This is a genomic window from Achromobacter sp. GQ309 (assembly GCF_059759315.1).
In genome coordinates this window covers 480,784-498,889 of record NZ_JCAXDP010000004.1, presented here as the reverse complement: position 1 = coordinate 498,889, position 18,106 = coordinate 480,784, and the positions used below count along the sequence as shown (strand labels likewise).

14 protein-coding genes are annotated in these 18,106 nt (G+C 65.8%); all 14 read right to left on the bottom strand.

The window, feature by feature from the left end; all coding sequences use genetic code 11:
- Nucleotides 1-42 precede the first annotated feature (42 nt).
- Nucleotides 43-1,212: an acyl-CoA dehydrogenase family protein gene (locus AC6CIE_RS15490; RefSeq protein ID WP_175186077.1), complete on the bottom strand. Its 1,170-nt coding sequence runs from the start codon at nt 1,210-1,212 to the stop codon at nt 43-45.
- A gap of 2 nt (nt 1,213-1,214) precedes the next feature.
- Entirely contained in the window at nt 1,215-2,072 is an 858-nt protein-coding gene (locus AC6CIE_RS15485; protein ID WP_175139634.1) for an enoyl-CoA hydratase family protein, read from the bottom strand.
- Nucleotides 2,073-2,114: 42 nt separating this feature from the next.
- Nucleotides 2,115-2,906 (bottom strand): SDR family NAD(P)-dependent oxidoreductase, encoded by a 792-nt coding sequence (locus tag AC6CIE_RS15480; RefSeq protein ID WP_498092739.1) that lies wholly within the window; start codon nt 2,904-2,906, stop codon nt 2,115-2,117.
- Nucleotides 2,903-5,254: a bifunctional salicylyl-CoA 5-hydroxylase/oxidoreductase gene (locus AC6CIE_RS15475; RefSeq protein WP_279975156.1), complete on the bottom strand. Its 2,352-nt coding sequence runs from the start codon at nt 5,252-5,254 to the stop codon at nt 2,903-2,905. The genes AC6CIE_RS15480 and AC6CIE_RS15475 overlap by 4 nt, the downstream gene beginning before the upstream one ends.
- 1,160 nt (nt 5,255-6,414) lie before the next feature.
- Nucleotides 6,415-8,991 carry a sensor domain-containing protein gene (locus tag AC6CIE_RS15470; RefSeq protein WP_239216081.1) on the bottom strand — a complete coding sequence of 859 codons (2,577 nt, stop codon included), beginning with the start codon at nt 8,989-8,991 and terminating at the stop codon, nt 6,415-6,417.
- A 39-nt stretch (nt 8,992-9,030) separates the two neighbouring features.
- Nucleotides 9,031-9,828, bottom strand: coding sequence for a biofilm regulation diguanylate cyclase SiaD (gene siaD / locus AC6CIE_RS15465; RefSeq protein ID WP_175125940.1), 798 nt, complete (start codon nt 9,826-9,828; stop codon nt 9,031-9,033).
- On the bottom strand, nt 9,825-10,202 hold the full coding sequence (gene siaC / locus AC6CIE_RS15460) for a biofilm regulation phosphoprotein SiaC (protein WP_175139020.1): 378 nt from the start codon (nt 10,200-10,202) through the stop codon (nt 9,825-9,827). Before siaC ends, siaD begins: the two co-directional genes overlap by 4 nt.
- 37 nt (nt 10,203-10,239) lie before the next feature.
- Entirely contained in the window at nt 10,240-10,779 is a 540-nt protein-coding gene (gene siaB / locus AC6CIE_RS15455) for a biofilm regulation protein kinase SiaB (RefSeq protein ID WP_056564586.1), read from the bottom strand.
- Nucleotides 10,780-10,802: 23 nt separating this feature from the next.
- The gene (gene siaA, locus AC6CIE_RS15450) at nt 10,803-12,788 is read right to left on the bottom strand and encodes a biofilm regulation protein phosphatase SiaA (RefSeq protein WP_217469468.1); all 1,986 of its coding nucleotides are present in this window, start codon (nt 12,786-12,788) and stop codon (nt 10,803-10,805) included.
- A gap of 319 nt (nt 12,789-13,107) precedes the next feature.
- Complete coding sequence (locus AC6CIE_RS15445) at nt 13,108-13,812, bottom strand: ABC transporter ATP-binding protein (protein ID WP_175125965.1); 705 nt, start codon at nt 13,810-13,812, stop codon at nt 13,108-13,110.
- Nucleotides 13,812-14,669: an ABC transporter ATP-binding protein gene (locus AC6CIE_RS15440; protein WP_498092736.1), complete on the bottom strand. Its 858-nt coding sequence runs from the start codon at nt 14,667-14,669 to the stop codon at nt 13,812-13,814. The genes AC6CIE_RS15445 and AC6CIE_RS15440 overlap by 1 nt, the downstream gene beginning before the upstream one ends.
- Complete coding sequence (locus tag AC6CIE_RS15435; RefSeq protein ID WP_175125944.1) at nt 14,666-15,628, bottom strand: branched-chain amino acid ABC transporter permease; 963 nt, start codon at nt 15,626-15,628, stop codon at nt 14,666-14,668. The genes AC6CIE_RS15440 and AC6CIE_RS15435 overlap by 4 nt, the downstream gene beginning before the upstream one ends.
- Before the next feature lie 2 nt (nt 15,629-15,630).
- Entirely contained in the window at nt 15,631-16,551 is a 921-nt protein-coding gene (locus AC6CIE_RS15430) for a branched-chain amino acid ABC transporter permease (RefSeq protein ID WP_063953921.1), read from the bottom strand.
- A 185-nt stretch (nt 16,552-16,736) separates the two neighbouring features.
- Nucleotides 16,737-17,900 (bottom strand): ABC transporter substrate-binding protein, encoded by a 1,164-nt coding sequence (locus AC6CIE_RS15425; RefSeq protein WP_175125945.1) that lies wholly within the window; start codon nt 17,898-17,900, stop codon nt 16,737-16,739.
- Between the last annotated feature and the right edge of the window lie 206 nt (nt 17,901-18,106).

Below are 18,106 nucleotides of genomic sequence, written 5' to 3'. Positions count from 1 at the left end.
CGATGCGGTTTACGTTGCAAAAAGCAGGCGCTCGATGGCCCTTTATGCCTTCAGCAATTCACGGGCGATGATCAACTTCTGCACTTCCGTGGCGCCTTCGTAGATACGCAGCGCTCTGATTTCCCTGTAAAGCTTCTCCACCGGCATCCCCGACACCACGCCAGCGCCGCCGAACATCTGCAACGCCCGGTCGATCACCGTCTGCGCCGACTCCGTCGCCGTCATCTTGGCCATCGCCGCTTCGCGCGTGGTGCGTAGCTTCTGCACGTCGCGCATCCACGCGGCGCGGTACGTCAGCAGCGCCGAGGCGTCGATGGCGGTTGCCATGTCGCCCAACGCGGCTTGCGTCAGTTGCAGGTCGGCCAGCGTCTGGCCGAACATGCGGCGCGACTTGGCGCGCGCCAATCCTTCATCCAGCGCCCGGCGCGCAAACCCCAGCGCCGCCGCCGCCACCGACGCGCGGAAGATGTCCAGCGTCATCATGGCCAGCTTGAAACCTTGCCCCGCGTCGCCCAACCGGTGCGTCACCGGGATGCGGCAGTTGTCGAACGTAATGGTCGCCAGCGGATGCGGCGCGATCAGGTCGATGCGCTCGGCCACCTCGAACCCCGGCGTGTCCGCATCCACCACGAACGCGCTGATGCCCCGCGCGCCGGGAGCTTCGCCTGTGCGCGCGAACACCACATAGAAGTCGGCGATGCCGCCGTTCGAAATCCACGTCTTGGCGCCATTCAGCACATAGTGATCGCCATCCAGCTTCGCCTCGCAGGCCAGCGCCGCCACGTCCGAGCCCGCATCGGGCTCCGACAGCGCAAAGGCCGCAATCGCCTCGCCGCGCGCCACGCGCGGCAGGTAATGCTGGCGCAGCGCATCCGAGCCCATCAGCGAAATCGCGCCGCTGCCCAGGCCCTGCATCGCAAACGCAAAGTCCGCCAATCCTTCATGCCGGGCAAACGTCTCGCGCAGGATGCACACCGCGCGCGAGTCCACCTCCGGCAGCGCGCCGCCCCACGCCCCATCCGGGCCGCCCGCCACCGCGTAGCGCAGCCAGCCGGCCTGGCCCATGGCCTTGACCAGCTTTTTGCATGCCGCATCTGCGTCGTGATGGTCCACGTCGCCCAGCGACTGCTCGCACCAGGCGTCCACGTCATGCGCCAGCTTGCGATGCGCGTCGTCGAAAAAGGGCCAGTCCAGCCAGCTCGCGTCGCGCATCATCAGTTCCCCTCGAAAACGGGCTTCTGCTTGGCCACGAAGGCCTCGTAGGCGCGATGAAAATCGCGCGTCTGCATGCAGATGGCCTGGGCCTCGGCTTCGGCCTCGATGGCTTCGTCCACACCCATGTTCCATTCCTGGTGCAGCAGCTTCTTGGTCACGCCGTGTGCGAAGGTCGGACCTGCGGCCAGTTGGGCCGCCAGCGTCTGCGCCGCTTCCAGCAGCTTGCCGGACTCGTGCAGCGCATTGAAAAACCCCCAGCTCGCGCCCTCGTCGGCCGTCATCGCGCGGCCGGTGTACAGCAGTTCCGAAGCACGGCCCTGACCGATCATGCGCGGCAGCAACGTGCACGCGCCCATGTCGGCCCCCGCCAGCCCCACGCGGGTAAAGAGGAACGCGGTCCGAGCGGCGGGCGTGCCCAAGCGCATATCCGACGCCAGCGCCACCATCGCCCCCGCGCCCGCGCACACGCCGTCCACGGCCGCCACGATGGGTTGCGGGCAAGCGCGCATGGCCTTGACCAGATCACCCGTCATGCGCGTGAAATCCAGCAGTTCCGGCATGCTCATCTTCGTGAGCGGGCCGATGATCTCGTGCACGTCGCCGCCCGAGCAGAAATTGCCGCCCGCGCCCGTCACCACCACCACCTTGATGTCGGTGGCATACACCAGCGACCGGAAGAAATCGCGCAGTTCCGCGTACGAATCAAACGTCAGCGGATTCTTGCGCTCGGGACGGTTCAGCGTAATGGTGCCGACCTTGCCGTCGTCCGACACCTGCCACAGGAACGTCTTCGCCTGGTGGCCGGCGATGGGACGCTTGTGATGCTTCATGGTGTGCTCTTCGGGCTGGGTGCTCATGGTGTCTCCGTTCATGAATGCTGGGTGGATGGAACGCCGGCCTCAGCCGGTCATCACTTCGCCGCCGTCGACGGCGATCGCCTGGCCGTTGATCGAAGCGGAGGCCGGCAGCGCCAGCCACGCGACCGTCTCGGCCACTTCCTCGGGCTGCACCAGGCGGCCCTGCGGATTGCGCTCCGCCAGTTTCAGGCGGGCGGCTTCCGGCGTCATGCCGGTCTTCTCGACAATGTTGGCGACGGCGCCGCGCACGATGTCGGTCTCGGTATAGCCCGGGCAGACTGCGTTGACCGTCACGCCCTTCTGCGCCGTTTCCAGCGCCAGCGACCGGGTCAGCCCTATTACGCCGTGCTTTGCAGCGCAGTAGGCGCTTACATACCCATAGCCGATCAGCCCTGCGGTGCTGGCCACGTTGATCACGCGGCCCCACTTTTCCTGCAGCATTCCCGGCAACGCCGCCTGGATGCAATGGAAGGTGCCCGTCAGGTTGACGGCCAACATCTGGTTCCACAGCGCGGCGTCCGTGCGGTCAAAGCGCTGGCTGACCGCCTGCCCCGCGTTGTTCACCAGGATCAGCACCGGGCCGAACTCGGACTCGGCCTGCGCGAAGGCCGCACGCACCGAGGCTTCGTCGGCAATGTCCGCGCTGACTGCCTGCACCTGACCCAATCGGGCCAGGTCGTCGGCGGCCGCGTCCAGCGCGCCGCCATCGCGGCCCAGCAGCGTGACGCGGGCGCCGCGCTGAAGCAGCGCCCGGGCGGCTGCCAGGCCGATGCCGCGCGCGCCCCCCGTCACTAGGGCGTGACGCCCGGCGAGCGGCAGCGATTGTGCGTTCATTTGATATCCAGTTGCGCCATCGCGGCGGCGCGTTCGAAGTTGGTCTCAAGCTGGCGCTTGCCGGCGAAATACTGGCTCGGCCACGACACATCAACATAGCCCACGCGCGCCGCTTCGCGCAGCGTCCAGGAGGCGTCAGCCAAATGGGGACGTGCCAGCGCGCAGAGGTCTGCACGGCCCGACGCGATGATGCCGTTGGCGTGATCCGCCTCGAAGATGGCGCCCACCGCAATCGTCGGGATGCCGGCTTCGTTGCGGACGCGGTCGGCAAACGGCGTCTGGAACATGCGGCCGTACACCGGCTTTTCTTCCTTGCTGACCTGACCGGACGAGCAATCGATCATGTCGGCGCCCGCCGCCTTGAAGTGACGCGCGATCTCGACCGCATCGTCCGCGGTGATGCCGCCTTCCACCCAATCGCTGGCCGAGATCCGCACCGACATCGGCTTGTCCTCGGGCCACACCGCCCGCACCGCATGGAACACCTCCAGCGGGAAGCGCAGCCGGTTTTCCAGGCTGCCGCCGTATTCATCCTCACGCCGATTGGTCAGCGGCGAAATAAAGCTGGACAACAGATAACCGTGCGCGCAGTGCAGCTCCAGCCAGTCGAAGCCCGCAGCCGCCGCGCGGCGCGCCGCCGCCACGAAGTTGTCGCGCACTTCGTCCATATCCGCGCGCGTCATGGCGCGCGGCGTCTGCGACACGCCTTCGATGTACGGCAGGGCCGACGCCGACACCAGCGGCCAATTGCCCTCTGCCAGCGGATGATCGATCTTCTGCCAGCCGAGCTGCGTCGACCCCTTGCGGCCCGCATGACCCAACTGCATGCCGATGCGCGCATCGCTGTTGCCGTGCACAAAGTTAACGATGCGGGCAAACGCCTGCTGCTGCTCGTCGTTCCACAGCCCCGGGCACCCCGGCGTGATGCGGCCATCGGGCGACACGCAGGTCATTTCCACCATCACCAAGCCGGCGCCACCCATGGCACGCGCGCCCAGGTGAACCAGATGGAAATCCCCCGGCACGCCGTCCGTGCACGAATACATGGCCATCGGCGACACCAGGATGCGATTCTTCAGCCGCACGCCGCGCACCTGATAAGGCGTCAGCATCGGAATCGCCGGACGCCGGCCCTCGGGCGTGGCCGCGCCGGCGCGTTCCGCGATCCAGCGCTCAAAGCCTTCCAGCCAGGCCGGATCGCGCAGGCGCAGGTTCTCGTGCGAAATGCGCTGCGAACGGGTCAGCAACGAATACGCGAACTGCTCGGGTTCCAGGTCGGCGTAGCGCTCGACGTTCTCAAACCATTCGGTGGAGTTGCGCGCGGCGTTCTGGATCTTCAGCACCTCGACGCTGCGCACTTCCTCGTAATGATGCAGCCCGGCCTCGACGCTGCCTTCCGCGCCGCTCAGGCAACGCGCCAGCTCGATCGCGTCTTCCAGCGCCAGCTTCGTGCCCGACCCGATGGAAAAGTGCGCCGTGTGCGCGGCATCGCCCATCAGCACGACCGGCACGCGGCGCTCGCCACGGGCGGTGTCCAGCTTGTTCCAGTGGACCCACGTATTGCAGATGACACGCGGGAAACGGATCCAGATCGCCGAACCACGCAGGTGCGACGCATTGCTGATCAGCGGATTGCCGTCCAGCCAGGGCGCAAACAACTTCTCGCAATAGGCGATGCCCTCTTCCTGGCTCATCTGCTCGATGCCCGCAGCCTGCCAGGTTTCCTCCGGCGTCTCGACGATAAACGTCGACATGCCGTCCTCGTATCGGTAAGCATGCGCCTGGAACCAGCCGTGCTCGGTCTGCACGAAGGCAAAGGTGAAGGCGTCGAAGACCTTCTTGGTGCCCAGCCACACGAAGCGGCAGCGGCGCTGGTCGATGTCGGGATGGAACGTATCGGCGTACCGGGTGCGAATCTGGCTGTTGATGCCGTCCGAGGCAATGACGAGATCGGCGTCGTACTCACGGGCGATGGCCTGGTCGTCCTGGACGAAGTTCTCGAACACGAGCTTCACGCCCACGTCTTCGCAACGCGCCTGCAGGATGTTCAGAAGCTTCTTGCGCCCAATGCCGATGAAGCCGTGGCCGCTGCTGCGGATGGTGCGTCCCTTGAAATGGATGTCGATGTCATCCCAATGGTTGAACGCATCGCCAATGGTTTGCGCCGATACGGGATCGGCCTCACGCAAATTCTGCATGGTGGCGTCGGAGAAGACCACGCCCCAGCCAAAAGTGTCATACGGACGGTTGCGTTCGATGACGGTGACTTCGTTGGCGGGGTTCTGCAGTTTCATCAGCAGACCGAAATACAGGCCGGCGGGACCGCCGCCGATGCAGACTATCTTCATTGCCGTATACGCTCCAAGTACGCGACAGTCGCTCTGTGGTGCTGGAGCGGAAGCCGCAGATATTTAGGTCTGGATAGTTTAGGCTTGAAATATATATCGGAAGTGGTGGGTGTGCAAATGAGGGAAAGTATTTAGTGATGCTGGAGGGGAGGGGAAATGGGGACGATTGGAGGTCGGGTGTAGAGGCGGGGTATAGGTGTGGGTGCAGAGGAGCGTACGGGGTGTCGTTGAGGCCGCTTTGACCGTTGGTTCTGGGTTGGCGGTTGCTGCGTTCTTCTCCCGCCCCTCGGCACGGGCGACAGGGGGCCGAGCGCCCACGATTGCGGTCCGGAGCCTCCGCTCCGGACTGCCCCGTCGTCATCTTCGTCCGCCTTCGGCTCCCTTCAGATTCCCTCGGGCGCATCGACGGCGCTCGGCCCCCTGTCGCCCGCACCGAGGAGCTGCGGTGTGCATAATTCGGGGCGCTGCTAGAGCCGTGGTCAGGGACGAGTCTTGCGGGGCCCGCCGAGTCGCGGCCGCGCGGGCGGCCACGATCGGCATACGCGTTGTGGGTCGTCGTGGAGGTAGACGCTTCCGCGCTTGCGGGGAGCGGGGTTCTAAAGCTCCAGCATCACCGTGGGGAGGGCCGTGATGGGCGGCGCGGCGACGGTTCGCCACAGCCTGCCGACCGGTTCGCGCCGCCCATCGGGCACGTGAGTTCAAGTGACGATGAATGGCGGCCGGAGTGCTTCTTGGTGTCTGACACCCGATTTAGTCTTACGAGTCCACTGGTGTCTGACACCCAAACGCTACCTACTCGCGAAGCGTCATCACCACGCCGCAAGACGCCGCGTAAGTCTCCGGAGGCCGCCCGCGCGGCCGAACGGAGACGGGCAACGCAAGATGCTTCTGGCCCGAAGTGCTCTGCGCAAAAATGCCAAGCACGCCGACCGCCCCCGCTGCCTGAAAACTCGAATTGCCAGAGTCCGGTGCGGTGGCGTCCCGGGGTGCGCGGGGCGTCGATAAGCCCGAGGGAATCTGAAGGGAGCCGAAGGCGGACGAAGATGACGAAGGGGGAGTCCGGAGCGAAGGCTCCGGACCGCAATCGTGGCCCCGCGCGCCCCGGGACGCCACCGCGCCGGACGCCTCAAGAACTCAACCCGGCAAAGGAAGCGAACCAATCACCCCCGGGCCCGCAACCACTCCTCAAGATCCCCCGCAGGCAACGGCGGCGAAAACAGAAACCCCTGCCCCGCCGCGCACCCTTGCTCGATCAGAAACCGCCGCTGCTCTTCGTTCTCAACGCCCTCAGCCACAACCGGCAGACTCAAGCTTTCCCCGATCCGAATCACAGCGCTAGTCAACGCCCGAGCCGCATCATCGCTCTCCAGCCCCTGCACGAAACTGCGATCCAGCTTCAGCTCATCCACGATCAGGCGCCGCAAATGCCCCAGGCTGGAATATCCAGTCCCGAAGTCATCCATCGACAGCCGTACGCCCAACCGATGCAGTTCAGCAATCGTGCGCAACGTCCCGGCCGTGGCATCCAGAACCACGCCCTCGGTAATCTCCAGCATCAAATCCGCAGGCGCCAACCCGAACTCAGCCAACGTCGCCGCAATCATCCGCGGCAGGTTCAGATTGTGGAAATTCGTCGCCGACAGGTTCACCGACACCGAAGGCACTCGCAGACCGTTATTGCGCCAGATCGCCAATTGCGAGCAAGCCTCGCGCAACGCCCAGTCGCCCAGATCTCCGATCAGACCGCACTCTTCCGCCAGCGGCACAAACCGCGCCGGCGAAATATCCCCCAGCGTCGGATGGCGCCAACGTGCAAGCGCCTCCACCCCGTACAGGCTGCCGTTCTTCAAGCCAACCTGCGGCTGATAGTGCAAACGCAACGCCTTCGCTTCCAACGCATCCCGCAGCGCCGCTTCCAGCGCCAACCGTTCCTGCGCCTGACGATTCATCTCCGCGCTGAAGAACGAAATGCGATTGCGCCCCGCCGTCTTCGCCTGGTACATCGCCATGTCCGCATGGCGCAGCAGCGTATCCATGTCCCGGCCGTTCTCCGGGAACACGCTGATGCCGATGCTCACCGACGGGTTCAGCGTGATGCCGCCCACCGAGAACGGCTGCGCCAGCGCCACCAGGATATGTTCCGCCGCCGCAGTCAGACGGCCATGTTCGAACTCCGGCATCAGCATCACGAACTCGTCGCCGGAAAGCCGGCCCACGATATCCGTCGCCCGCGCCAACCGGCGCAGACGCTGCGCCACATCCCGCAGCAGCGCGTCTCCGATCGGATGACCCAGCGTATCGTTCACCTGCTTGAAGCGGTCCAGATCCAGGAACAGCACCGCCACCCGCTTACGCTCCGGCTCCGCCCGCGCAATCGCCTGCTCTGCCTGCGCCAGCAGCAGATTGCGGTTCGGCAGACCCGTCAGCTCGTCATAGAACGCCAATTGCCGGATGCGGGCGCGCGCTTCCTCGCGTTCCAGCGCCAGCGCGCACAGGTACACGCACACGTCCACCAGGCGGTGATGGAAATCATCAGGCAGCCGGCGCTCGCGGAAATAGAAACCGAACGTCCCGATCACCCGGCCATCGCTCGACTTGATCGGCGACGACCAGCACGCCTTGTATTCTTCCGGCAGCGGCAGATGGCGGTAATCGTCCCACAGCGGGTCTGTTGCAATGTCCGGCACGATCACCGGGCGCCCCAGAAACGCCGCCGTGCCGCAGGCGCCCACCTGCGGGCCGATCGGCACGCCTTCCAGCGCGTCCGAATAGCCCTGCGGCAGGCTCGGCGCCGCCAGCGGGCGCAACAGGCCCGCATCGTCCACGCGAACCACCGACGCCGCCACTTCCGGCGCCAGGCGCTCCACCTCGCGGCACACCATGTTCATGACCTCGACCACCGAGGCCTCGTTCACCATCGCCTGCAGCACCCGGCGCTGCAGCACCTCGTGCACCTTCGTCGGCGTAATGTCCGTCAGCACGTCCACGATATTGACCAGCGTCCCGCGCTCGTCGAACACCGAGTTGGCCATCACCGACACCCACAGCGGCTTGCCGCCACGGTCATAGACCAGCACGTCCTTGTGGTAACCCTCGCGACAGGCCACGCGGCGGTGCAGTTCCTCGCGCGTGCCGCCGTCCGCGCGGCCGCCGGAGAGCAGTTCGCCCAGATCCTGGTCCAGCGCATCGCTACGGGAAAAGCCGAGCATCCGCTGAAAGCCGTCGTTCACGTAGACGATGCGGCCATCGGAACCCGACACCGCCACCGCGTTGCCCGTTTCGTTGATGCCCAGCATCAGCAGGCGGATTTCTTCCTGGCGCTCCGCGTCCGCGATCGACTTGCGCGAAATCACCGTCACGCGGCCCACCTCGCCCGCGTCGTTCAGCAGCGGCAGGTAGGTCGCCTCGATCCACAGCGAGCTGCCATCCTTCTTGCGGTAGCGGCAGGTGCCCGAAAAGTGCTGGCCGCGGCGCAGCCGGTCCCAAACCTGTTCGCCGCTGCGCGTACCCTTGCCTTCGTCCATGCTGTCGCACAGCAGCTCGTGGCGCAGCGTCAGCGCCTCTTCGCGGGTGTAACCCACCGCGGCCAGGAAATTGGTATTGCCGTTCAACAAGGAGCCGGCTGCGTCGAAATCGAACAGCAGCAAGGCGCGGTCCATCGACGTCAGATAATTGCCCACATGCCACGCGGCGCCTTGGGGGTTCGACTGCGACCCGCCAAGATGAGAATCAAGCATAAGGGGCTCCAACCCGGATAACAGCTGTTCCGGTTTCATTCAGCGCCTCGGAAAACCAAGGGCGACGCGATCGCGTCCGTCCTGCTTGGCCAGATACAACGCCTGATCCGCCCGGCTGAGCGTCTCCGAAAACGTTTCGCCCAACTGGTGATACGCCATGCCGATACTGACCGTCAGCCGCAGGACTTCGTCGCCGGCCGGCATCGCCAGCCCCCGCACGTCGCTCACCAGGCGGTCCATGACCGCCTGCGCCGCGTCCGGGTCCGTATGGGGCAGCAGCACGAGGAACTCCTCGCCGCCCCAGCGGCCGCACAGATCGTATTCGCGCAGGCTTTCGCCCAGCACGCCGGCCAGTTCGACCAGCGCGCGGTCGCCCGTCTCGTGGCCGAATCGGTCGTTCACGGCCTTGAAGTGATCCACGTCCAGCATCGCGACGACAAAGCTGTCGCCGCTGCGCGCAGCGCGCTGGACTTCCTGCTTGATCATCTCCATCAGCGCGCGCCGGTTCAACAGGCCCGTCAGGGGGTCGCGGCTGGACGTTTCCTCGAGCGCGCGGTTCAGGTCGCGCATCATGTTCTGGTAGTGATCCGAGATCCGCGCGATGCGGGTCAGGCGGCGCAGCTGGCGGTCGAACTGGTCGCACAGGCCCAGTTCACGTTCGTGCGCCATGCTTTGATAGGCGTCCGAAAGCTGCGTGACGCGCTGAATGCGCGCCATCTGTTCCTCGGTGTGCCGCCAGAGCGCTTCCAGCGCGTCGCGCAGCGGATGGCCGGCATGCGCCGGATCCGCCAGCAGCTCGGCGATACGCTGATCCAGTTCGGCGGCGCCCGGTTTCATTGGCGGCCAACCACCGAGAACGGGAACGTGCAGTCTTCCTTGAACTCTTCAGCCAGTTCGCCCACGCGCTCGTTGCGCATGTCGTAGAACCAGGTGACGCCGACCTCGCGGCCCTTGCGGTGCGCGGCTTCGAGCACATCGAAGATGTCCATGACGGACTTGATGCTGCTGGTGTTCAGGTACAGGAGTTCCAGCTCCAGCTTCAGCGGCGTGTCGCGATCCTGCAGGTACGTCTCGACCCATTCAATGACCGGGCCGAACAGCTCGAAGGAATTCTCGGGATAGGAGTCGCCGCGCATCGCCAGCACGCCGGCGGCAGCGTCGGCGGTGATGGCGGGCGTGGACTGGGTCCCGGGAATGTTCAGGTCTTTCATCAAATACTCCGAAAATAATCCTGTTGAGCGCGCGTCCTCAGACCACCACGCTCAGGCTGAAGAAGGCCTTGCCCGGCTGTGCAGCGGGGGTCAGGCTGGCTTCCAGCGGCGCGCCGGCGCGGCGCGCGATGTCAATGAGGCCCAGGCCCGCGCCCGACGCGACGCCCTGCGTACGCGGCTTGTGCAGTTGGGCCTTGTATTCGGCTTTCAGGGCCGGCTTGTCCAGCGCGGCCAGTTCCTGGATGCGGGCGACCAGGCTGTGGCCGTCTTCCGCGCTGACCAGATTGCCCGCCGACACCACGTAGCGGCTTTCGTCGCGGCGGCCGATCACCACCGTGGCGGAGGCGTCCGCGTCGCCGTTCTGCGCGGCGTACTGGCGGATGTTCTGGATCATCTCGATGTAGACCGAGAACACGTCCATGGCTTCAGCGGGCCGGACGTGCTCGGCGTTCAGGTAGTTCTTCAGCGCATTGCCGATTTCCTCGATCAGGCTGCGCGAGATCGGCCCGTTGAAACACAGCAACGTGCGGTTCTGGTCGAATCGCGCGCCCAACGCGTAAAGATCGGAGGCATTCATGGAGGGTACCGCCTTGATAACGATTATTCGAAACGGAAAGACAGCAAGGTGATGTCGTCGCGCTGGGGCCGGCCACCTTGGTACTCGGCGAGCGCCTGGCTGAACGCGGCCGCCTGTTCGGTTAACGGCCGGCGCGCGTGTGTCTTGAGCATGTCCGCAAAGCGCGTATTGCCAAAACCGAACCCATGCTCGCCGCCCGCCTGATCCAGAAAACCGTCGGTCGCCAGGTAATACGTCCAGCCCGGCTCCATCTGCAGCGTGTTGTTCTCGTAAACCCCCATACGCTTGTCGCCCAGCGCACGCCGGCCGCCGGGAACCTCGTGCAGGTTTTCGCCGTCGCTTGCGTACAGGCTGATCTTCGCGCCTGCGTACAGCAGCCTGCCGGCTTGCCGGTCAATATATACCAGCCCCGCATCGGTATTGGTTGCCAGGGCCCGGGGCAACTGCGCGTCGGCCAGCATGGCCCGGATGGCGTTGTCGGTACGCGTCAGAATGCCCGCGGGATCGCCCGGTCCGACCTCGGTGATCGCCAGATCGATCGCCGCACGCGCCAGCATCGTCATCAGCGCGCCGGGCACGCCGTGACCCGCGCAGTCCATGATGCCCAGCAGGCAGTTGGCGCCGTCCTCGCGGAACACGTAGAAATCGCCGCCAACCACATCGCGCGGCTTCCACAGCACGAAATGGTGGGCGCCCAGCGACTGCGTCAGCTGGCGATCCGGCAGGATCGCGCGCTGGATCAGGCTGGCGTAGTCGATGGAGTCGCCGATCTTCTTGTGCGCCGCGGCCATGGCGCGGTTGGCGTCTTCCAGTTCCGAGGTGCGTTCGCGCACCTTGGTTTCCAGTTCGGCCGTGTGCTTGCGCACCTTGTCGGCCATCACGCCGAACGCCCGGCTCAGGTCGCCGATCTCGTCCTGGCCGCCCGGCGGCAGGCGCACGTCGTAGCTGCCGTCCGCGATTGCCCGCGCGGACTGCTGCAGGCGGCGCAAGGGGCGCAGCATCAGGCGCTCGATGGCGTAGCCGAAGCACAGCAGCATCGCCGCAAACAGCACCACCAGGCCGATCGCGGCCGGCCACAGCCATCCCGTGTCCAGCACCCGGGCCGCGCCCAGGTCGACCACGGTCAGCACGTGCCAGTGCAGCTCGGGCATGTACGCCACCGAAACCAGCTGGCGCACGCCGTCCATCTTGACCCAGGCCGATTGCACCGACTGCGGGTCCGCCTGCGCGGCATGCATGGCCGACAACAGCTCGGCGCGGCCTTCGCCCTGATCCAGCAGGCTGAAGACCATGCCCTTGCCGCCCGCACCGCCCGCGCCCGAGTTGTAGGCGATCAGCGCGGGGTTCATGTGCGCCTGAATCGCGCCCTCCTCGTCCACGATGATGGGCGTGACGCCGGGCTGGCCGCTGTTCACGAATTCCTTCAGGAACCCGCCCACGTCCAGACCGGCGCCCGTCAGCCCCATGACCGTCTCGCCGTCGCGGATCTGTACGTTGATCCAGACCTTGGTGGTCTTGAGCTTCAGGTCCGGATTGACGTTGATGTTGTAGCGGGCGGGCGACTTGATCGTGGCGTAGAACCAGCCGTCGTCGGCCGCGCTGGGGCTGAGTGTGTAGCGCGGCGTCTCCGACAACGGCTTGTCGTCGTTGAAGTAGTAGTTGCCGGAACTGGCGCTGGCGATGAAGTACGCGCCGCCGAGCAGATCGCGCCGGTAGCCGTCGGCCTCGCGGAAGAACAGCTCGCGCGCGGCGGGATCGTTTTCATTGCGGAGCCAGCGGCGCGTGACCTCGCTGTCGGCCAGGCGCTGCGACAGCGCCAGTTCGCGCGACACGGGCGCCAGGATGCGCTGGCGGTTCAGTTGCGTGAAGTTGTCGGAAAAGGCGCGGCCAAAGTGCTCGCGGACGCCGTCCAGCACCTGCCAGCCAATCAGCGCGGCCGGCGCCAAGGCGACCAGGCACGCCAACAGCAGCGCCATCAGTGATTTCCTGCGCAATCCCCATTTCGCCATGCAAAATCTTCCTGACAACTTGATGCGATGCCACGCGCGAAAAAGGGGACGCAGATAGGACGCGCTGACCTTACGAGGCGCCGTACCCGTGCTTCGCCCCGCCTTTTGAGCCATGAGCCTGAACGCCGGCGCCCCGTGCGGGCAACCGGCGCGGCTAGTGTAGATGCCAGGGGGGTTTATTGATACAGGTGCAAACGTCTGGATGCGTTCGAGACACCTTAAGTTTCACCGCAGCAATATATATCGTGATTTATTGCGTTTTATATCAGCGGCTGTTACGCCTGGCAGGTCCGAATTGCAGCTTTATTACGACACGTTGTTAGACGCCCAGATAGCGTTCCCAGAGGCTGCGGTCGGCGTCCAGGGCCTGCGAGTCCCCGGTCCACACCACTTTGCCGCGCTCCAGGATGACATGGCGATCCGCCAGGCTGAGTAACCTTTCGACATATTTGTCGATCACCAGGATCGTCTGGCCGGCCTGACGCAGACGCGCCAGGCAGTTCCAGATCTCTTCCCGGATTTTCGGGGCCAGCCCTTCGGTGGCTTCGTCCAGAATCAGCAGCCGGGGATTGGTCACCAGGGCGCGGCCGATGGCCAGCATCTGCTGCTCACCGCCCGACAACTGGTTGCCCATGTTTCGGGCGCGTTCAGCCAACCGGGGGAAGAGTTCGAAGACGCGATCGGGCGTCCACGGTTCGCCGATCTCCGGGTTGCGCCCGGCCACGAAGGCCGTCAGGTGTTCGCGCACCGTCAGATTGGGAAAGCACTGGCGCCCTTCCGGGACGATGGCGACGCCGGCCCGCGCGATGCGGTCCGGGCTCCATCCGCTGATGTCCTGCCCCGCGAAATGGATCTTGCCGCCGCGCAGCGGCAACTGGCCGAACAGCGTACGCAGCAGCGTCGTCTTGCCCATGCCGTTGCGGCCCAGCAGCGTCACAACCTGCCCCGCGCCAATCTCCAGGTCCACGCCAAACAGCACCTGGCTGGCGCCGTAGCCGCTCTTGGCTGATTCGATGGTCAGCATCATGCGGTCTCCTCGTCGCCCAGGTAGGCCTGGCGCACTTCGGGGTTGGCGCGGATCTCGTCCGGCGTGCCCGAGGCAATCACCCGCCCGTACACCAGCACGGACAGGCGGTCGGCCAGACGGAACACCGCCTGCATGTCGTGTTCAACCAGCAGCATGGCGGCGCGTCCCCGCAAGGATTCGATCAGTTCGGTCAGGCGGACGGTCTCGTCGGGCCCCATGCCTGCCATGGGTTCGTCCAGCAGCAGCACTTTGGGCCGGGCGGCAAGCGCCAGCGCGAATTCCACCTTGCGCTGCTCGCCGTGCGGCAGCGTGCCCGCGGCGCGGTCGAGCAGGCTGGCGTCGATGGCGCATTCGCGGGCCAGCTCGCGCGCCTGTTCGTACAGCGCCGATTCCGCGGCGCGCGGCTTCCAGAAGCGGAAGCTGCTGCCGGCGTGGGCCTGCACGGCCAGCACCAGGTTATCCAGCACGCTGGACTGCTTGAAGATGTTGGTGATCTGGTAGGACCGCGACAGGCCCGCCGCCACGCGCTGGTGCGCGTTCATTGCGGTGACGTCGCGGCCGTCGACTTCCAGAGTGCCGGCGCCGGCGGACAGCGTGCCCGACAGCAGGTGGATCAGCGTGGACTTGCCCGCGCCGTTGGGGCCGATCAGGGCATGGATCTCGCCCGGCGCCAGCGACAGCGATACGTTGTCGGTGGCCACCAGCGCGCCAAAGCGCCGGACCAGTCCGCGCGCCTGCAGGGCGTGCGTCACCGGGGCGTGTGTCCCCGCGGGTTGTGTCCCCGAGCGGTGCGTCCCCGCGGGTTGCGTCCTATTCGCGGCTGCGCCAGTCGTGGCATTCATCGGATTGCTCATGAGCCCACCTTGCCGGATTGCGGCGCAGCGCGCCCGCTGAACAGCGGCCCGAACAGGCCGACCAGGCCGCGCGGCGCGCCAAACACCACGCAGAGCAGCAGCACGCCCAGGGGCAGGTGCCAGTATTCGGTCCACAGGCGCAGCACTTCTTCCAGCGTCAGCATCACGACCGCACCGGCCACGCCGCCATAGCGCAGGCCGATGCCGCCCACCAGCACCATGATCAGCAGGTTGGCCGACTGGGTCCAATGCATCAGGCTGGGCGAAATGAAGAGGTTGTGGTTGGCCAGCAGCGCGCCGGCCAGCCCCGCTGCCGCACCGCTCAGCGTGAACGCCATCAGCTTGATGCGATACACGGGATAGCCCATGGACTCCATGCGCGATTCGTTCTCGCGGATGCCCTGCAGCGCCATGCCGAAGCGCGAGGCGACGACGTGACCGAAGGCCCACATCAGCAGCGCGAACAGCGCCAGCACCAGGTAATAGAAGCTGACATCGTGGGCCAGGTCGATGCCCGGCAGGGTGGAATACCCCGGCAGGTTCAGGCCGTCCTCACCGCCGTACTGGCGCAGCGAGATGAAGATGTAGAACAGCATCTGCGCGAACGCCAGCGTGATCATGATGAAGTACACGCCTCGTGTGCGCAGCGAGATCGCGCCCGTGATGCAGGCCAGCACGCCGGCCAGCAGCATGGCCACCGGCCAGGACACCAGCGCGGACGTGACGCCCGACATGGACAGGATGCCCACCGCATAGGCGCCCGCGCCGAAGAACGCGGCGTGACCCAAGGCCACCATGCCGCCATACCCCAGGATGAGGTTCAGGCTGGTTGCCGCCAGCGCGTAGATCAGCACGCGCCGCACGAAGGAAATGTAGAAGTCCAGGCCCAGCATGGGCGCGACGAGTGGGAACACCGCCAGCGCGGCCAGCAGGACCACGGTCCAGATCTTGGTTTTCATGGTCAGCCCCGCGCCGGAAAGAGGCCAGAGGGCCGGAACACCAGCACTGCCGCCATCAACACGTAGATGGCGATGGCCGCCAGCGTCGGACCGACGCTGGAGGCCACGGCCGGCGAAAACACCTGGCGCAGCAGCATCGGCAGGAACGCCCGGCCGGCGGTGTCGACCATGCCGACCAGCAGCGCGCCCACGAAGGCGCCCCGGATCGAGCCGATGCCGCCGATGACGATGCACACCAGCACCAGGATCAGGATTTCTTCGCCCATGCCCACCTGCACCGAGGTGATCGGCCCCAGCAGCGCACCCGCCACCGCGGCCAGCATCGCGCCCAGCACGAACACGCCCAGGAACAGCAGCGGCACGCGCACACCCATCAGCGTGGCCATCTGGCGGTTCGACGCGCCGGCCCGCACCAGCACGCCCGCACGGGTCCGCGTCACGAACCAGTACAGGCCCGCGGCCGCGGCCACGCCGAAGACGATGATCATCAGGCGGTAGGCGGGATACATCAGGTCGGGCAACAGGCGCACGGGACCGGACAGCATCGCGGGCATGTTCAGCATGACCGGCGCCGGACCCCAGATCATCTTGACCAGGTCATTGGCGATGAGGATGACGGCGTAGGTGCCCAGCACCTGGGCCAGGTGGTCGCGCAGCGCCAGGCGGCGGATGAGCGAGAGCTCCAGCACGATGCCGACGATGCCCGTGGCAACCGCCGCCACAAGAACCGCGGCGGTGAACGAGCCGGTGCGTTGCATGGTTTCGGCGGCGACATAGGCGCCAGCCATATAGAGCGAGCCGTGAGCCAGATTCATGATGTCCATGATCCCGAACACCAGGGTCAGCCCGGCCGCAATCAGAAACAACATCAACCCAAACTGCAGACCGTTCAGCAATTGCTCGACGATCAGCGTAAACGTCATGAAAACTTCCCCCTTGCCGCGCGCCGCCGAAGGGCCCCCGCGATCAATTCACCAAAGCTATCCCACCTGCATCAGCGACGCATCCCCGCGCCCAAGCCGCCGCCCCCAAGCGGGGTCGCGCGGATCCGGCTTCGCCGGTCCGCTGCGACGCCCCCTGGGGGGAAGCGCGCAGCGCTTCGGGGGGATCAGAGCTTGCAGTCGCCTACGTACACGTCCTGGTACTTGTCGAAGACCTTGCCCACCAGCTTGTTGGTGATGCGGCCGCTGCCGTCTTTCTCGACGACGCGCAGGTAGTAAGCCTGGATCGGGTAGTGGTTCTTGCCGTAGGTGAAGCTGCCGCGCACCGAGGGGTAGTCGGCCTTTTCCAGCGCCTTCACGATGGCATCACGGTCGGTGGCCTTGCCGCCGGCCTGCTTGACGGCGGCGTCCATGGCCATGATCACGTCGTACGCCTGGGCGGCGTACACCGACGGGTAACGGCCGTTGTATTCCTTGCGGAAGGCCTCGACGAAGGCCTTGTTCTGCGGCACGTCCAGGTCATGCGCCCATTGCGCCGTGTTGTACATGCCCAGCATGGGGTCGCCCACGGCCTGGATCACGTCCTCGTCGGCCGAGAAGCCCGGGCCGATCAGCTTGACGTTCTGCGACAGGCCGGCGGACACGAACTGCTTGACGAAGTTGATGCCCATGCCGCCCGGCAGGAAGATGTAGACGGCGTCCGGCTTGGCGGCGCGGATCTGCGCGATCTCTGCGGCGTAGTCGATCTGGCCGAGCTTGGTGTAGACCTCGTCGCCCGGAGCGGTCTTGTAGCCGCGCTTGAAGCCGGTCAGCGCATCCTTGCCGGCCGGGTAGTCCGGAGCCATGATGAACATCTTCTTGAAGCCGCGGTCGGCCGCGACCTTGCCGGCCGCTTCGTGGAAGGCGTCGTTCTGGTACGACGTGCCGAACCAGTAGTTGTTGCACTGGGCGCCGGCGAACTGGCTGGGACCGGGGTTGTTGGACAGGTAGGGCACCTTCGCGGCGAACAGCGCGGGGCCGACGGCCAACGCGACGTTCGAGCCGATGGGACCCGTGAAGAAGTCGACCTTTTCGCGCTGAATGTAGCGCGTGACGAGCTGGCGGGCCTGGTCCGGATTGCCGCCCATGTCGGTTTGCAGGAATTCCGCGGGCTGGCCGCCCAGCTTGCTGCCCAGTTGCTTGATGGCCAGGTTGAAGCCGTCGCGGGCTTCGGCGCCCAGCGCCGAGAACGGGCCCGAGATGTCGTTGGCGATGCCGACCTTGACGGTGTCGGCCTGTGCCAGGGCCGGAATCAGGGCGGCGGCAGCCAGGAAGGAAGTGATCAAACGCATGGTGGTGTGCTCCGTGCGCGAGCCCGCGCAGAGGGTGTTCTTTTTGAAAGTGCGATGCGAAAGACTTCTATGCCCGGCCCGCTGGCGCGATGGTCGCCGCCGTCAGACCGGTGCCTGCAGAACGTATGCTCTGCAACGCCCCAATCCCCTTATGCAGCACAGGGAAAACTGGCGTGGTTCATAGTTTAGGTTTAAAGTAATCGGCA

Bases quoted from the DNA above. Each gene is read 5' to 3' on its own strand.
- AC6CIE_RS15490 (WP_175186077.1), bottom strand. From the start codon at position 1,212: ATGCGCGACGCGAGCTGGCTGGACTGGCCCTTTTTCGACGACGCGCAT.
- AC6CIE_RS15485 (WP_175139634.1), bottom strand. From the start codon at position 2,072: ATGAGCACCCAGCCCGAAGAGCACACCATGAAGCATCACAAGCGTCCC.
- AC6CIE_RS15480 (WP_498092739.1), bottom strand. From the start codon at position 2,906: ATGAACGCACAATCGCTGCCGCTCGCCGGGCGTCACGCCCTAGTGACG.
- AC6CIE_RS15475 (WP_279975156.1), bottom strand. From the start codon at position 5,254: ATGAAGATAGTCTGCATCGGCGGCGGTCCCGCCGGCCTGTATTTCGGT.
- AC6CIE_RS15470 (WP_239216081.1), bottom strand. From the start codon at position 8,991: ATGCTTGATTCTCATCTTGGCGGGTCGCAGTCGAACCCCCAAGGCGCC.
- siaD (WP_175125940.1), bottom strand. From the start codon at position 9,828: ATGAAACCGGGCGCCGCCGAACTGGATCAGCGTATCGCCGAGCTGCTG.
- siaC (WP_175139020.1), bottom strand. From the start codon at position 10,202: ATGAAAGACCTGAACATTCCCGGGACCCAGTCCACGCCCGCCATCACC.
- siaB (WP_056564586.1), bottom strand. From the start codon at position 10,779: ATGAATGCCTCCGATCTTTACGCGTTGGGCGCGCGATTCGACCAGAAC.
- siaA (WP_217469468.1), bottom strand. From the start codon at position 12,788: ATGGCGAAATGGGGATTGCGCAGGAAATCACTGATGGCGCTGCTGTTG.
- AC6CIE_RS15445 (WP_175125965.1), bottom strand. From the start codon at position 13,812: ATGCTGACCATCGAATCAGCCAAGAGCGGCTACGGCGCCAGCCAGGTG.
- AC6CIE_RS15440 (WP_498092736.1), bottom strand. From the start codon at position 14,669: ATGAGCAATCCGATGAATGCCACGACTGGCGCAGCCGCGAATAGGACG.
- AC6CIE_RS15435 (WP_175125944.1), bottom strand. From the start codon at position 15,628: ATGAAAACCAAGATCTGGACCGTGGTCCTGCTGGCCGCGCTGGCGGTG.
- AC6CIE_RS15430 (WP_063953921.1), bottom strand. From the start codon at position 16,551: ATGACGTTTACGCTGATCGTCGAGCAATTGCTGAACGGTCTGCAGTTT.
- AC6CIE_RS15425 (WP_175125945.1), bottom strand. From the start codon at position 17,900: ATGCGTTTGATCACTTCCTTCCTGGCTGCCGCCGCCCTGATTCCGGCC.